The 13,961-nt window shown below is 64.9% G+C and carries 19 protein-coding genes, 1 tRNA gene and 3 pseudogenes; 10 read left to right on the top strand and 13 right to left on the bottom strand.

The window, feature by feature from the left end:
• The 5 genes from PARHAE_RS12505 to PARHAE_RS12525 form a co-directional block, all read right to left on the bottom strand.
• Positions 1–1,864: phage tail tape measure protein (locus PARHAE_RS12505; protein ID WP_126154946.1), on the bottom strand; the 1,864-nt coding region annotated here is incomplete at its 3' end.
• Positions 1,857–2,075, bottom strand: a complete 219-nt coding sequence (locus PARHAE_RS12510; protein ID WP_013654514.1) for a DUF7697 family protein — start codon at positions 2,073–2,075, stop codon at positions 1,857–1,859. The genes PARHAE_RS12505 and PARHAE_RS12510, both read right to left, overlap by 8 nt.
• 8 nt (positions 2,076–2,083) lie before the next feature.
• On the bottom strand, positions 2,084–2,521 hold the full coding sequence (locus PARHAE_RS12515; RefSeq protein WP_126154947.1) for a hypothetical protein: 438 nt from the start codon (positions 2,519–2,521) through the stop codon (positions 2,084–2,086).
• Positions 2,522–2,523: 2 nt separating this feature from the next.
• Positions 2,524–3,462, bottom strand: a complete 939-nt coding sequence (locus PARHAE_RS12520) for a phage tail tube protein (protein WP_126154948.1) — start codon at positions 3,460–3,462, stop codon at positions 2,524–2,526.
• Positions 3,463–3,601: 139 nt separating this feature from the next.
• On the bottom strand, positions 3,602–4,021 hold the full coding sequence (locus PARHAE_RS12525) for an acyl-CoA transferase (protein WP_126154949.1): 420 nt from the start codon (positions 4,019–4,021) through the stop codon (positions 3,602–3,604).
• A gap of 74 nt (positions 4,022–4,095) precedes the next feature.
• Here PARHAE_RS12525 and PARHAE_RS12530 point away from each other — a divergent pair, with 74 nt between their 5' ends.
• Together PARHAE_RS12530 and PARHAE_RS12535 are read left to right on the top strand one after the other, a co-directional pair.
• Positions 4,096–4,449, top strand: coding sequence for a type II toxin-antitoxin system RelE/ParE family toxin (locus PARHAE_RS12530; RefSeq protein ID WP_126154950.1), 354 nt, complete (start codon positions 4,096–4,098; stop codon positions 4,447–4,449).
• A gap of 5 nt (positions 4,450–4,454) precedes the next feature.
• Positions 4,455–4,826 carry a helix-turn-helix domain-containing protein gene (locus tag PARHAE_RS12535; RefSeq protein WP_164555236.1) on the top strand — a complete coding sequence of 124 codons (372 nt, stop codon included), beginning with the start codon at positions 4,455–4,457 and terminating at the stop codon, positions 4,824–4,826.
• Here the strand turns inward: PARHAE_RS12535 and PARHAE_RS12540 are convergent.
• Positions 4,827–5,165 (bottom strand): annotated as a pseudogene (locus PARHAE_RS12540) (DUF6441 family protein); the annotation flags it as partial.
• 18 nt (positions 5,166–5,183) lie between these two features.
• Here PARHAE_RS12540 and PARHAE_RS12545 point away from each other — a divergent pair.
• From PARHAE_RS12545 to PARHAE_RS12565, 5 genes are read left to right on the top strand one after another with little or no spacing between them, the layout of a single operon-like run.
• A complete protein-coding gene (locus PARHAE_RS12545; protein WP_206436959.1) occupies positions 5,184–5,375 on the top strand; it encodes a P27 family phage terminase small subunit in 192 nt (63 codons plus the stop codon).
• Positions 5,368–6,963: a terminase large subunit gene (locus PARHAE_RS12550; RefSeq protein ID WP_126154952.1), complete on the top strand. Its 1,596-nt coding sequence runs from the start codon at positions 5,368–5,370 to the stop codon at positions 6,961–6,963. Before PARHAE_RS12545 ends, PARHAE_RS12550 begins: the two co-directional genes overlap by 8 nt.
• A gap of 9 nt (positions 6,964–6,972) precedes the next feature.
• On the top strand, positions 6,973–9,450 hold the full coding sequence (locus PARHAE_RS12555; protein ID WP_126154953.1) for a hypothetical protein: 2,478 nt from the start codon (positions 6,973–6,975) through the stop codon (positions 9,448–9,450).
• Positions 9,450–9,806, top strand: coding sequence for a phage tail assembly chaperone (locus PARHAE_RS12560; RefSeq protein WP_126154954.1), 357 nt, complete (start codon positions 9,450–9,452; stop codon positions 9,804–9,806). The genes PARHAE_RS12555 and PARHAE_RS12560 overlap by 1 nt, the downstream gene beginning before the upstream one ends.
• Positions 9,803–10,327 (top strand): hypothetical protein, encoded by a 525-nt coding sequence (locus PARHAE_RS12565; protein ID WP_126154955.1) that lies wholly within the window; start codon positions 9,803–9,805, stop codon positions 10,325–10,327. Before PARHAE_RS12560 ends, PARHAE_RS12565 begins: the two co-directional genes overlap by 4 nt.
• A 178-nt stretch (positions 10,328–10,505) precedes the next feature.
• Here the strand turns inward: PARHAE_RS12565 and PARHAE_RS21105 are convergent, their stop codons facing one another.
• The 3 genes from PARHAE_RS21105 to PARHAE_RS21110 form a co-directional block, all read right to left on the bottom strand.
• On the bottom strand, positions 10,506–10,667 hold the full coding sequence (locus PARHAE_RS21105; RefSeq protein WP_164555237.1) for a hypothetical protein: 162 nt from the start codon (positions 10,665–10,667) through the stop codon (positions 10,506–10,508).
• Between the two features lie 191 nt (positions 10,668–10,858).
• On the bottom strand, positions 10,859–11,143 hold the full coding sequence (locus tag PARHAE_RS12570; protein ID WP_126154956.1) for a hypothetical protein: 285 nt from the start codon (positions 11,141–11,143) through the stop codon (positions 10,859–10,861).
• The gene (locus tag PARHAE_RS21110; RefSeq protein WP_164555238.1) at positions 11,140–11,301 is read right to left on the bottom strand and encodes a hypothetical protein; all 162 of its coding nucleotides are present in this window, start codon (positions 11,299–11,301) and stop codon (positions 11,140–11,142) included. The genes PARHAE_RS12570 and PARHAE_RS21110 overlap by 4 nt, the downstream gene beginning before the upstream one ends.
• 126 nt (positions 11,302–11,427) lie before the next feature.
• Between PARHAE_RS21110 and PARHAE_RS12575 the strand changes: the two genes are divergently transcribed.
• The 3 genes from PARHAE_RS12575 to PARHAE_RS12585 are packed head-to-tail and all read left to right on the top strand — an operon-like array spanning position 11,428 to position 12,148.
• Entirely contained in the window at positions 11,428–11,748 is a 321-nt protein-coding gene (locus PARHAE_RS12575; protein ID WP_126154657.1) for a hypothetical protein, read from the top strand.
• The gene (locus tag PARHAE_RS12580) at positions 11,745–11,954 is read left to right on the top strand and encodes a hypothetical protein (RefSeq protein ID WP_126154957.1); all 210 of its coding nucleotides are present in this window, start codon (positions 11,745–11,747) and stop codon (positions 11,952–11,954) included. The genes PARHAE_RS12575 and PARHAE_RS12580 overlap by 4 nt, the downstream gene beginning before the upstream one ends.
• Positions 11,951–12,148 (top strand): hypothetical protein, encoded by a 198-nt coding sequence (locus PARHAE_RS12585; RefSeq protein WP_126154958.1) that lies wholly within the window; start codon positions 11,951–11,953, stop codon positions 12,146–12,148. Before PARHAE_RS12580 ends, PARHAE_RS12585 begins: the two co-directional genes overlap by 4 nt.
• Before the next feature lie 144 nt (positions 12,149–12,292).
• On the opposite strand, the gene PARHAE_RS12590 is transcribed toward PARHAE_RS12585, so the two are convergent.
• The 4 genes and pseudogenes from PARHAE_RS12590 to PARHAE_RS21690 all read right to left on the bottom strand — a co-directional run bounded on the left by PARHAE_RS12590 (position 12,293) and on the right by PARHAE_RS21690 (position 13,951).
• Positions 12,293–12,382: transfer RNA gene (locus PARHAE_RS12590), tRNA-Ser, on the bottom strand.
• Positions 12,383–12,697: 315 nt separating this feature from the next.
• A pseudogene (locus PARHAE_RS12595) lies at positions 12,698–13,215 on the bottom strand (IS5 family transposase); the annotation flags it as partial.
• Between the two features lies 1 nt (position 13,216).
• Positions 13,217–13,441 (bottom strand): annotated as a pseudogene (locus PARHAE_RS21685) (transposase); the annotation flags it as partial.
• 186 nt (positions 13,442–13,627) lie between these two features.
• The gene (locus tag PARHAE_RS21690; RefSeq protein ID WP_126154960.1) at positions 13,628–13,951 is read right to left on the bottom strand and encodes a hypothetical protein; all 324 of its coding nucleotides are present in this window, start codon (positions 13,949–13,951) and stop codon (positions 13,628–13,630) included.
• Between the last annotated feature and the right edge of the window lie 10 nt (positions 13,952–13,961).

Consider the following 13,961-nt stretch of genomic DNA (forward strand, 5'->3'; position numbering starts at 1 on the left):
CGGTCAGCGCATGCTCCGCCCCTTCGCCAGCGGCGGTTCCGGCGTCGCGGGCAGCACCTCCTGCACCATTGGCAGCGGCAGTGGTGTCGTCGAGCCCGGTCGCGAGCGCATCGGGGGAGGTCGCGGCGTCCGTCAGCGCGACCTCGGCCTCCGTGCCGGACCCGGTCACGGCATCCTTAAGAGCCTGCCAGGCAGCAAGCGGCCGGGTCGCGGCATCGGTCAGCATGCCCGCGGCCTCGCGATAGGCATCGGCTCGGGCACTCGCATCATCCGCCATGGCGCCGAGACCGAGATCGGGCGGGGCGATGTAGGTTCGGGCAAGCGCGGCCGAAAACGCGTCTGCCGCTGCCGTACCAGCCGCCGTTGCCGCGCCCTCGAAGGGGTTGTCGATCCGGCTCAGGTCGACCGGATCGAGCGTGCCGATCCGCACCCCGCCTTCACCTGTCGCCCATTCGGGCAACAGGGCCAGCGCGGCGTTCAGCGTCTCGATAAAGCTGTTGATGCGGGTGACGACACCGTTCAGCATCGCCTCGACCCCGCCGATCAGCCCGTTCGCGGCCTGGTAGGCGAAATCGCCGATGGCGCCCGGCAGGCTGCCCCAGATCGCCACCGCGCCGTCATAGGCGCCCTGGAAGATCGCGACAGTGCGGTCCCCAAACCCCACGACGCCCGCGACGGTGCCGTCGAGCGCCGAAAGCGCGGCGGCCTTCAGCCCCTCCCATCCGGCCGCCATGCGGGCCAGCGCTGCGTCGAGCGCGAGCCCGATGCGCGACCAGACCTCGGAGGCCAGATCGGAGAGCAGCCGGAAGGCTTCGCCGACCCCGCCCACACGGGCAACGAATTGGGACAGCTGATAGATCAGCTCGCCGACGCCGACGATCAGCGCACCGATGCCGGTGCGGACCAGCGCCCCGCGCAGGACGACGAGCGCAGTTGCGAATCCACGCACCGACAGCGCGGCGGCAGCCAGCCCGGCGACCCAGCGGCCCGCGAGGAAGGTCGCGAAGGTCACGGCATAGGTGGTCAGGCGGCCGATATTGTCGAAGAGACCGCGAATGGCGATACCAAGCGGGCCGGTGCGGCTGGCGATGGCGGCCATGGCGTTGGCGACCGCTTCCAGCGCGGGGGCTGCGGCGACGGCGAGCTGGTTCGACAGCCCGCGCCAGATCAGCCCGAGGCGCGAGATCGCGTCGTTCGTGCGCTCGATCTGGTCAGCGTCCTGTTCGGAAACGACGACGCCGAAGGCGAGGACGTCCTCGGTCGCCTGGCGCAGCGCCGCGGTGTCGATGCGCGACATGGCGATGGAGCCTTCCTCGCCGAAAAGCTGTCCTGCGACGGCCGCGCGTTCTGCAGCGGGCACGAAGTTCTCGATGGCGGCGTTGATCGCGCCGACGCGCTGGTCCAGCGGCAGCGCGATCAGGTCGTTGGCCGAAAGACCCAGCCGGTCGAGCGCGTCGGCCGCGGGACCGCTCCCGGCGGCCGCCTGGCTGAGACGGCGGGTCAGGTCCTTGGTGGCCTGCTCGATCCCGGACATGGACACGCCCGCCAGCTCGCCCGCGCGCTCCAGCGTCTGGATCGAGGCGACGGTGGTTCCCAGCGACTGCGCAAGCTTCGCCTGCGCATCGACGGTCTGGAGGCCCGATTGGATCATCGCCACGCCAGCAGCGGCGGCAGCTGCCACGGCCGCTGCGGCGGCCACACGCGCCCGCCGCGAAAAGGCCGCGAGCCGGGTGTTCGCCGCTTCCATCTCCCGGCTTAGCCGTCCGAAACCTCGCGCACCGGCTTCGCCGACGCCTTCCAGTTCGGCGCGCACCTGCCGACCACCGACCGCCGCAAGGCGGACGCTGACGCGTTTTTCAGCCATTGGGGCGTTCCATCTGTTCGTTGAGTTTGGCGACCATCACCGCTTCGATGACGGGCAGCAGTTCGGCCATGGCGAGCGGCGGCACGCCGAGGGCGTCACCGAGCGCTAGTGCCGCCGACATGTCCCAGCCGATCACCGCACCGGGCAGGACGCGCAGTTGGCCGCCGAGACGGCCGACCAGGTCCCAGACCTGCCAGCCTTCATGCGTCATTGGTCGGTTCAGCCGCGCCGGGCAGCCTTCGCACGCAGTTTGGCAGGCGTCGCAGTACCGCTCGCCCCCGCCGAAGGACCATTCGGCGAGAGCGCGGAGGAGTTTTTTTCCTGTTCCAGCAGCAGGCCCTTCGAGACGTAGGTCAGCTGGAAAGCCTCGAAGATCGGCCAGATGTCGAGCAGCGCGTCGATGGCCTCAGGGCTGGGATCGATCGGCTTGCCGTCCGCATCGCCGATACCCTCCCAGGCGAGCACCGCCCGCCGCGCCAGCGCCTTGGCGAAGGCGACGGCACGTTCCTCGTCGGAAGCCTCCTCGGACACCGCTTCGACGGCGGCATCGCTGCGCGTTGCCACCATCAGCGCGGTCGTCAGTGGGCGCAGCTGCACGCGCACACCGGGGGCGAGGTCATGCCAGCGGGGCGCATTGGTCAGGTCGAGCGTCAGCATTCTCAGTATACCTCGATGTCGTTGATCAGGGTTGCCGTGCACATACGGCCGACCACACTGTCGCGCGCGGCCTGCCAGTCGAAGGTCGCCTGCACGCCCTGCGGCCCAGAAATCTCGATGCGCGGGCGCGGCAGGTAGACGGCGTGCACGGTGAAGGTGAAGCTCTCGCCGGACGGCAGGACGTAGGCGAACTCGAGCTCGCACGGATCGCCGTTGATCGCCTGCGTCACCAGTGTGCTGTCGGCGAACCGGACCTCGATGGAGCCGGTGAGCGCGGCGATGGACGGATCCGCGCCGTCGATCCGACCATCTGAGCGGATGGTCTCGATCCGGTCGAGGTTGTTGGCATAGGTGATGTCGACCGAAACGACGTTGCCGAGGGCCGAGCCGTTCCGCGTGATCGACCCGTTGAAGTGGCCGAACCTCTTCAACTCCAGCGCGGCGGGCGTGCCGGCGCTTGTGGTCGTCCCCACCGTCTCGCCCTGCGCCGCCAGCCGTGCGGTCGCCGTTAGCAGCCCCGAGCGCTGCATCTGCCAGGTCAACTGATCGAGGACGCAGCCGGAATACATCGCGTAGCGCGGCACCTCGGGCATTCCGGTCTCGATGGAGAGGCTCGGCAGCGTCCAGGCGCCGGATCGGAACTCGTGCGTCCAGGGACCGGTGCCCGTCGTCGACGGCGCGCCGAAAGCTGCCTTCAGCCAGAAGCCGAAGGCCTCGGCGTCGAGCGGCACGACGACATCGCCGTCGGCCGTCACCGCATCCTTGATCGGTGCCAGCGGATCGCGGCCGTAGCCGAGAAGCTCGGAGTTCAGCAGCGGCTGCTCCGCCCCGAGCGTGGTGCTGGCAAAGGGCATCTTCGTGAAGCCGCCTGCGGGCGGCGTGCCATAGACGGTCTCGAACGCAAGCGCCATCTGCGCCCGCGCCCCCTGGGCTCGTGCCATGGTGTTCTCCTCGGGTTGTCGGGATCAGCCGAGCGGATCGGCCGTGGAATAGTGCAGCACCACAGGGAGTGAGGCGGATCAGATGACAGTCCAGTGGACTGTCGTCCCGCCGAACGCGGCCTTCAGGCTGGCCGCAGGTTCACCCAAGCGGATCGTCAGTTGAATAATGCAAGACGACCGGAATGACCGCCGCCTTCAGGCTGGCCGCGCCTTCGACCGGCAGATCGACTGGCTTCGGCGCTTCCGCCTCGACCCAGTCGCAGAGGCCGCCGAGCGTGCGGTCGACGGCGAGCGCCGCGCCGATGCTGGCGGTCAGCGTGTCGAAGGCGGCGTCACGGTCGGCGCCCTGAACGACCGCCTCGATTTCGGCGCGGTGCTGGTAGTGGTAGGCGAGCGGCGAGAGCGTGACCTCCGGCTCCCCAGGCTCGCCGTCGCGCAGGATCAGCAGGCCCTCGCCCGACACGCGCTCGGGCAGCACCTCGCCGCGCAAAGCAGTGGCGGGCAGCGTTGAGAGCCGCGCGTGCAGCGCGGCGAGGATGGCTTCGCGAGGGGTGGGCATGTCAGACGCTTATCGGACCGTTATTGCAAAATTAGTGCTTCGAGGCTATATAGCTTCCAAGACATGAGGACCGTATGCCGTGGACCGTTTCGTTTTCAGAGGAGTTCGAGCCGGAGTTCGACGAACTTCCGCCCGAGGTGCAGGACGCAATCCTCGCCCGCGCCCTTCTTCTGGAGCGCGAGGGCCCATCGCTCGGTCGCCCGCATGCCGACACCCTGACCGGGTCGAAACATGCGAACATGAAGGAGTTGCGATGCAACGCCGCTGATGGCGTGTGGCGCGTCGCTTTTGCATTCGATCCCGACCGGCAGGCGATCCTGCTTGTCGGCGGGGACAAGTCAGGTGGCAGCGAGAAGCGCTTCTACAAGCAGTTGATCGCCCGGGCCGATGAGCGGTTTGACCGTCATCTGGCGAAACGGAAAGGATGAGGACCATGGCACGGACCCTGAAGGACAAGCTGGCCGCGCTCGAACCGGCCCGTCGCGCGGGCGTCGAGGCTGAGGCCAACCGCCTCCATACCGAATATCTGACGCTGCAGGAGCTTCGGAAAGCCAAGGATCTGACGCAGGTCCAGCTGGCCCAAACCCTCGGCATTCAGCAGGCGACGGTCGCGAAATACGAGCGCCAGAGTGACCTGCTGCTCTCGACGCTGTCGAGCTATGTGCAGGCCATGGGGGGCAGCCTGAAGCTCATGGTCGAGTTTCCCGGCAAGGCTCCGGTGGCGCTCGAGGGTCTTGGTGAGATCGAGGAACCCCGCCGCCGCCGTTCTGCACGCGGAAATGAACAAGCCGCCGCGCGCGCCTGACTATCTCGCTTCCACCCAGCTCGCCACGATCAGCCCCGGCACGCTGTCCAACGCCCGGTCTGCGTCCCGTGCCAGATCCAGCCGCTTCGGCAGTTTCACCTGCGGCACCAGCAGGAAGATCGGCGCGGTGACCTTGCCGCGTCCGGTCTTCGAGCGCGACACGACCGCCTGGCCCTTGGTGTTCAGCCGGCCCTCCGCCACCAGCAAGCTCGGCCCCGACCGGCGATAGACGAAGCGCAGGCGCAGCCCGCGTCGCCGCTCCCATTCACCGGGGGTGATCCGGCCGCCGCGCAGGGACTTGCCCGCGGCGGGCAACGGGATCGCGAGCCAGAACCCACTTGCATCTGCATTGGCCGGGTGCGCGACACCGAGGCGCTGATCCAAGAGGGGCAGGAACCCGACTTGATGCTGAAACTGGCCCGCCTCCAGGACAAGGCCATGGCTTCGGCACGCCAGCTTGCCGCTGAACTTGGCCTCACGCCGGTTTCCCGGTCCCGGCCCGCCATCAGGGAGGACGGCGACAACGAGCCGGATCCTCTCGATGTCTGACACCTTCCCGCACTGGATCTATGATGGCAGCACCATCTCCGACCCGATGGGCTTCGGCGAACGGGCCGTGAGGTTCCTGCGGATGCTGCGCCACCCGAAGTCCGGCAAGCCCTTCCAGCTTGACCTGTGGCAGGAACGGATCGTGCGCCGCATCTATGGTCCCCGGCATGAGGACGGCACGCGGATCGTCAAGACGGCGGTGATCCTTGTTCCACGCGGCAACCGCAAGACCAGCCTCGCAGCCGCATTGGAAGCCCTGCACACCGTAGGACCGGAACGGGTGCCCGGCGGGGAGGTCATCACCTCCGCCTCCGATCGCAAGCAGGCCCGCATCGCCTATGAGGAACTGCGCGGCCTGCTGACGGCGCATCCGAAGATCGCGCCCCATATCCGCACGCTGGATTATCGAAACCGCATCACCTTTCCGAAGGAGCGCAGCTTCTGCGAAGCCATCAGCGCCGATGCTGGAACCCAGCATGGCCGCACGCCGGTCTTCGTGCTGGCCGACGAGTTGCACGCCTGGAAGAAGCGGGAACTGTGGGACGTGTTGCGATCCGGCCTGGTCAAGACACCGGGCAGCCTGCTTGTCGTCGCCACCACGGCAGGACGGGGGCAGGAGAACATTGCCTGGGACATCGTGAACGACGCCCGCCGCGTGGCCCGTGGCGAGGTGGACGATCCCTCGATCCTGCCTGTCCTGTTCGAGGCCCCGGCAGATTGCGACTGGACTGACGAGGAAATCTGGTTCCGCGTGAACCCCGGCCTGCGGCATGGCTATCCCGACATCGAAGGACTGCGCCAGCTTGCCCGCGAAGGGCAGCGCCGGATCGGGGACCGGGAGGCCTTCCGCCAGTTGAACCTGAACATCTGGCTCGATCACGCCACTGATCCCTTCGTGGAAATGGCCGTCTATGACGAGGGCGCCGGGCCGGTCGATCTGGATGACCTGGAGGCGAAGCAAGCGCCCTGCTGGCTGGGCGTGGACCTGTCCAGCAACTCCGACCTGACGGTGATCGTGGCCTGCTGGCGCGATGGCGAGGACGGCTTTCAGGTCTGGCCCTGGTTCTTCTGCCCCGAGGATAACCTGCGGGCGCGCGAGGAACTGGCGCAGGTGCCTTATCCCGCCTGGGCGGCGGATGGTCAGATCACCGCCACCCCCGGCAATGTCGTGGACTTCCGCGCGGTCGAGGATCAGGTGCGCGAACTCTGCGCCCGCTTCAACGTGCAGGAAATCGCCTTCGATCCGCATCTGGCGCGCAACATGCTGAACAACCTGCTGGAGGACGGCTTCCCGGCGGTCGAGATGCGGCAGGGATGGGTGACGATGGCGCCGGCGGTCAAGGAACTGGAGCGCGCGATCATCGGGCGCCGCTTCCGGCATGGCGGGCATCCGGTCCTGCGCTGGAACTTCTCGAACATCGAGGTGCGCACCGACCCGGCAGGCAACCGCACATTCCACAAGGGAAAGAGCCGGGACAAGATCGACGGCGCGGTGGCAGCGGCGATGGCCCTGGCCCGCTGCGCTGCCGACGAGGGCGCAATGACGACCAGTCAGGACTGGTTCAACGATGACATGTGGACCGTATAGGAGGCGCGCATGAACGCAGCCGTAGGAGCAGACGAACGCCTTGTGGTGATGTTGGAGGCGCGCGTTTCGGAGTTCGAGAAGCGGATGCGCCAGGCCGAGAACCGGGGCACCCGCACCTATCAGGGCCTGTCCCGTAATTCCCGTTCGGCAACCCGGCAGATGGAGCAGGACATGATCCGCTCGACAAGCCGGATCAATCAGGCCCTGGCCTCGACCAGCAGCCAGATCGGCACGTTCAGCAAGGCCTTCGCGGGCGGCTTGATCGGCGGCGCGGCCACGGCAGCCTTCGCGGGCCTGACCAGCAACATCGGCGCCACCGTCAAGAGCATGGCCGAACTGGGCAACGAGGCCAAGCGGGCGGGCCTCTCGACCGATGCCTTCCAGGAGTGGAAGTTCCTGGCCGATCAGAACCGCATCAGCGTCGATGCCCTGGTGGACGGCTTCAAGGAACTGGCCCTGCGCGCGGATGAGTTCATCGTGACTGGCGTCGGCCCTGCCGCCGAGGCCTTCAACCGCCTGGGCCTGCGTGCCGATGACCTGAAACGGAAACTCAAGGATCCCTCCGCCCTGATGCTGGAGATCCTTGGACGGCTGGAAGGCTTCGACAAGGCCGCGCAGATCAGGATCGCTGATGAAATCTTCGGCGGCACAGGCGGCGAGCGCTTCGTGGAACTGCTGGGCCAAGGCCAGGGCGCACTACAGGACACGATCAACAAGGCCCATGAAACCGGCGCGGTGCTGGATGCCGAACTGATCGCCAAGGCTGACGAGATCGACCGGAAGTTCAGCCAACTGACCACAACCGCCGCGAACTTCGGCAAGGCCATGGTCGTGAACCTCGTGGCAGCGGGTGCGGAACTGGCCGACCTGCGCGCCCGGCTGGACACCATCTTCGCCAATGAGGCCGAAGGCCGGGCGATCCTGGGCGATGAAGTCTATGACGCCTTGGCGCAGAACCGCGACCTGGTGGAGCAGAACGAGGAGGCGCTTGCCCGCCTCGATGAACGCTATGCCACCCTGGCCGAGGAAGCGGACCGGGCAGGCGTGGCAATGATCGACGCCATCTCGCGCCTCGACAGCCTGGGGTATGACACGGCAGCCGATGCCCTGCGCGTGGCTTATGAGGAGATGCAGAACCTTGTTCAGGCCTTCCGCGATGGGGAGATCAGCGGCGAAGACTTCACCGTCAAGCTGGGCGAGATCGAGGCGGCAGCCGTCGATGCCTTCGGCGCCCTGGAGGCAGGCGACCGCACCACCTTCGAAGGCGTCATTTCGCAGCTTGGCCGTCTGGGTGGCGTGATCGCCTCTGTCACCAGCCTTGCCAACAGCATGGGTGCAGCCATCGCCCGTGCGGCAGGCACGGCACCGGACCAGAAGGCCACGCAGGCCATGCGCGACCGGCACGCGGCGGAACAGGCTTCCATGGACAGCATGGAGGCGCAGCGCGAGGCCCTGGAAGGCTTCACGGCGGCCGAGGAGGCCCGCAATAGCGCATCGGCGGAACAGCTTGCCCTGCAACGCGAGATCGAGGCCGTCAGGCGGCGCGCAGGCGAGGCAGGAGCCTCGCTGACCGATCAGCAGGCCAATGACCTTGCCGCAGCCTCTCTGGCAGGCGCAGCGGGCCGCAGCGCCGCTGGCAAGGGCGGTGGTTCCAAAGGCCGAAAGAGCAGTGGCGCGGGAAAGGCAGCGGTCGATGAGTTCGCCAAGGAAGCGCAGGCCATCCGGGAAAGGACAGCAGCCTTGGAGGCCGAGGCGGCGGTCCTGGTCGCAGTGGCGGCATCCGGCAAGGAATACGGCGATGCCATGGAGTTCGCCCGCACGAAGGCCGAACTGCTGCACGCGGCACAGCAGGCGGGCAAGCAGATCACCCCGGAACTGGAAGCCGAGATCGACAAGCTGGCCGATGCCTATGTGCAGGCCGGTCTGGAAGCCGAGGGTGCGGCCGAGAAGCTGGATGCCATCAAAGAGCGCAGCCAGGCGGGCAAGGATGCCCTGTCCGACATGTTCGGCTCTATCATCGACGGCTCGAAATCGGCAAAGCAGGCGGTGGCCGATCTGCTTCTGGAGATTGCCAAGACGCAGATGATCAAGGGCATCATGGGTCTGCCCGGCATGGGTGGCATTGCCTCCAGCATCGGCGGGCTGCTTGTCCCCGGCTTTGCCTCTGGTGGCGATCACATGGGCGGCTTGCGGATCGTGGGCGAGAAAGGCCCTGAACTGGAGGCCACCGGCCCGGCGCGCATCTGGAGCGCGGACCAGACCCGCAACCTTCTGGCGGGGCGGCAAGGCAGCAGTGCAATCGCCGACAAGGCGCAGAGCGTCGATGTGCATGTGACGGTCGGCGTCGATCCCAAGAGCGGCAACCTGACGGCCTTTGTCGATCAGCGTTCCATCCAGGTCGCGCGTCGGGTCCAGAAGGACACGCTCCGGCAGGCCGAGGACAACGCCTATCTGTGGAACAACCGGCACCAGATGAGGAGGGGCTGATGGATCGGCTCAAGAAGCAACTCTGCGCCGCCCTGAAATCTCGCCTGGCGGGCGACACCACGCCTTTGCCCGAGGCTGGCCTGCCGCTCTGGGAGGTCTTCGGTGCCTTGTCCCGTCAGCGCGGCTACAACCCCCACGGCCCGAACCCGATCACCTGGGAGGCCGTGGCCGCATGGTCGCAGATGATGCGGGTGCCGCTGGAGCCGCGCCACGTGGACATCATCATGGCCTTGGATGGCGTCTGGATCGAGGATGCATATCGCACTGACAAGCAGGCACCCGAGGGCGTGAAGACCCTGCCGCCCATGTCGCAGCACCCGATCAATGCGGGGCTTCTGGACGCGATGCTGGGATGAAACATCATCGGTTCGACAGCAAAGCATGGGAACGCAAGCGGGCACGCGACGAACAAGACGCCCGGCGCGGCAAGCTGGGGAAAGGACGGTTCGATGCGCTGGTGGTCCGGCTTGTGGGGGTAATCAAGCTGGCATTCGAGGCGGGTGACACTGGTTCGATGTTTGGACTGGAGGGACCGCTGCGCCACGGTATCCGCTCCGATCTCTGCCTGCAGGGGTGGCGTTGGCAAGCCGCCGATGACATGGCACGCGAACTGCTGGCTGATGCATTCAGAATGGCACGGGCGATCCGACCAGGTTGGGACGAGGGACAGCCTGACTGGACCATTCATGCAGGCACCCTGATCGAGCGCACCCTTTGTGTGAGATGTAAAGCTCCGCTTCCCGAACGCCACTTCAAGTTCTGCAGCGACCTCTGCGCGAGCGCGCATTTTCATATGATGGCAGATCGTAAGCAGGCATCTGAAGACAGCGCTTATGACAAGGTAGTCAAATTCAATGGTCGAAAATACGCCGCTTGATTGGGAGAACAGATGTGTTCAGTGCGGCACAATCTTGCCGGAGGGTGTTCGCATCACGCGGGAGTTCTGCAGCCGGAAGTGCTACAATGAACATTACCATTCTCTAGAAAAGATCGCACGACTTGAGGCGAAGGCAACGCGACCGGAATGTGCCCACTGCGGCAAGGCGGTTGCGCCGTCACGATTTGCCCATGCCATCTACTGCAGCGTGACGTGCAACAATCGCGCCCGCCGGCATCCAAAGGTTTGCCTGCACTGCCGGAAAGAGTTTATGGCCCGCAGGCAAGACTGTCAGTATTGCAGTCAAGCCTGCGTCGATCATGGCGTGCGTATCAAGCATCCGCCGATAGCGTGTGAGTGGTGCAGCAAGATCATTGAACGGCCGCACATGTCCAGGAAGCGGTTTTGCTCTCACCGGTGTTCAGGCAAGGCCGGAATGGATGTCAGGCTAACCGCGCGTGGACGACCCCCTCTCCTTAGCCCTGTGCGCCTCGATGCCCTGCTGGAGCGGGTGACGAGGGCGGGGTAGGTTTATCGTGCGGGGACGATAAAACGATCAAGTGCCTCTGCCACCAGCGCGTCAAAGCTTCGTCCAGTGCGCCAGTGTTCAGCCGCCACGAACAGAAGCCGCTGATGATAGGTTATGTTCGGCTCTCGATACACGCGATCAGGAAATTGGCGCCGGTAGCTGATGGCGTCAGGGAAGGTTTCATCGTCGCCTTGATGGAGTGCGCGCAACAGGCGCAAATCCATTCCTTCGGCATCAAGATACTCAAGAGCCTTGACCAGCTTGCCAGCGTCTTGTTCCGGTCTCATTCGGGTGTCCCTGGCAAATGCCCCCGCTCTTTCAACCAGTCCCGCAGGATGATCGTGATTAGCGAAGACAGCGAACGATCATCTGCCTTGGCGGCAGCCTCCAGCGCCGCCTTGATCTCAGCGTCGATCCGGAACCCAATAGGGGCGCCCTTAGCCATTACTACAATCTCCAACATTATTGTTGCGTCATGTTTGAGATTGTAGTAGAAAGTAGCAGGCCAAGCAAGAACTCTCACCCTCTCGCTTGGCCCTAATCGAAACCCGATCTTAGAAGGAGATCGAGCATGGCTGTGAATTGCCATAACACCCCCGGCATGCTTGGGGAAACGCAATCTGAATTCCCGATCATCGATAACCTGATCAAGGTCGATGACCCTGCACAGTGGGCCGAACAACTCGCCTATCATGTGGAGGCGATGATCCTGACAGCAAGGCTGGCGCTGGACAACGATACCAGCGGCGACATCATGACAGCCGGACGCCTCGATGCTGTGGAGCGCACTTTGAACGTGGCAGGCGCATTGATGGCTGTTGTTACCAACGGCACCGAATTGCTGTCTCGGCGCCAGAAGGCAGGGATCTGGCGCAAGGGGGACGCAGCATGAGCCGCAAGCCGATCCACATGGTGAACGATGGTTCTGACAAGATCGACGAGGCCCTGTCCTTCCTCGATCTGATCTACCTGGCTGGGCTGAACGACAAGGAGACCGCCTGCTTCTCGGTCGGTGCGCAGCAGGTTGTCGATCTGCTACGCGAGGCGAAGATGCAGTTGGACAATGCAGCAACCATTCTTCGGGAGGGCACGGCATGAGAACCGCCGAGGAACTGCAGGACGAGGTTATCCGTCTAGACGGCCAGTTGGCGGAGTGCCGCAATCTGGTGAGCGCCCTTTTCCTCCTGGTCGATGATCTGGCGACAACCTCGATGGAAGACCACGGGGCAACCCTGCGTGACGGCATTGTGGGTGTGACCTGGGCGCTTCGGCGCGAAGTGGGCATGCAGTGATGATGTGGCAAGCCCGGCTTCGGTCGGGCGTTGCTTCCCGCAAGTTCCCGCAGCTTCCGCTTCCAATTGGGGGAAATGCTGGTGGAACGATGCTCCATCATCTGGAACATGTGTTAATGAAAACAACGGCTTACGTAAAAAGATTGGCGGAGCAGGTGGGATTCGAACCCACGGAACCTTCTCAAGTTCGGCCGCTTTCAAGGCGGCAGCGATAAACCGCTCTGCCACTGCTCCAATGTACTCTCTACCTAGCCGTCCTTTGAGGATTTTCCAAGTCCCTGAGAGAAATCCTATCATAATTTCCGCGGTGAATTTTACCGTGACATGCGCGGCGCGGGGAACTGTCTGCGGTTGATAGCCTCCATAGGCATCCTTCCATTCCCAAGAAAGGATCGCACCATCAAACCAGGGGATCAAACACCTTATGTGTCCCGACCTTGCTATAACTGCCCATCACCGATCCCGGCCAGGACCGGTAATGGGGTGGGATACAGCGCCAAACACCTTGTGGCTTGACCACGTCCCGTAGGGTCAGGACTCGTTCTCGGATCATAACCAGAACATGACGGTTGCGGCGAGGGCGACGGCGGAGAGGAAGACTTTCGGGCATCTATCGTAGCGGGTTGCGACCCTGCGCCAGTCCTTCAGACGTCCGAACATGATTTCGATCCGGTTGCGGCGTTTGTAGCGGCGCTTGTCGTACTTGATGGGCTTGCCGCGCGACTTCCGGCCCGGAATGCAGGGCTTTATCCCCTTGTCTTTCAATGCTTCTCTGAACCAGTCGGCGTCATATCCCCGGTCAGCGAGCAGCCAATCTGCCTTTGGCAAGCTGCTCAGCAGCGCCGCCGCGCCGGTGTAGTCACTGACTTGGCCAGCAGTCATGAAGAACCGGATCGGGCGACCATCGGCGTCGGTGACGGCGTGCAACTTGGTGTTCATGCCGCCCTTAGTCCGACCGATCAGACGCCCCCTTTGGTCGCCAGGTCCCCCTTTTTCGACCGCAGGCTGGTCGCCGTGCGGTGCGCCTTGAGGTAGGTCGCGTCGATCATCACCGTCTTCGGGGTGGCAGAGGCAGTCGTCCAGCGGTAGTAGCGTGTGGCGCCTGAACGCCACGACCATTGCTTCTTCCTCCTCATTCAGCACCGTTGAACGAGGCTCCTTGGGCCCGGTCTTCAGATCCTCCACTGTGGCCCGCTTGCGCCATTTTGACGCGGTCTTGGGGTTGATGCCCAGCTCCCGGCTCAGTGACGCGGTTGATGTAGCTTTCCCGCGCCGCCGTGATTTCGGCGGTATAGCCCGAGCCGCTGGTGCGGGTTTCAGGGGTATCGGTTGAAGCGCACCCTTTTGCCGGAACAGGTCGATTAGCTCCATGCCATGCGTTCCGAAACGGCCGCAGCAGGTCCGCCGCGCCGCTGTTCTGCAAGGCCCGCCCAGGATGTGCTGGGTTGACCTCGATGCTTTCCTGAACCTGTCCGATGTTCAGCGAAGAGGACGACGCACCGGGGGCAATGTCGGCGACGGCCGCCATGTATTCCGCCAGCCCCCGCACAGCCTCAAGGACGGCCGCCAGTCGCCACAGTCCACCGTTGCCATGATCCGGTGCGGCCCGCTGCCTGGCAGGTCATAGCCGCCCCAAGGCGAGGCGCCGGGCGTGATGTCCGGCCAAGCCCCATTGTCCCAGACCTCGACCAGTTCCAGCGTCGCGGGCGCCAGCGGCGTTTGCCAATCGTCGTCCCCCTCGGCCAAAAGAGCAGCTCCAAGCCGCGACAAGTCCAGGGTGGGGAAGCTCCTGCTCCTGGGCACGTCTTTCCTG

This window comes from Paracoccus haematequi (assembly GCF_900631945.1).
Classification (GTDB): domain Bacteria; phylum Pseudomonadota; class Alphaproteobacteria; order Rhodobacterales; family Rhodobacteraceae; genus Paracoccus; species Paracoccus haematequi_A.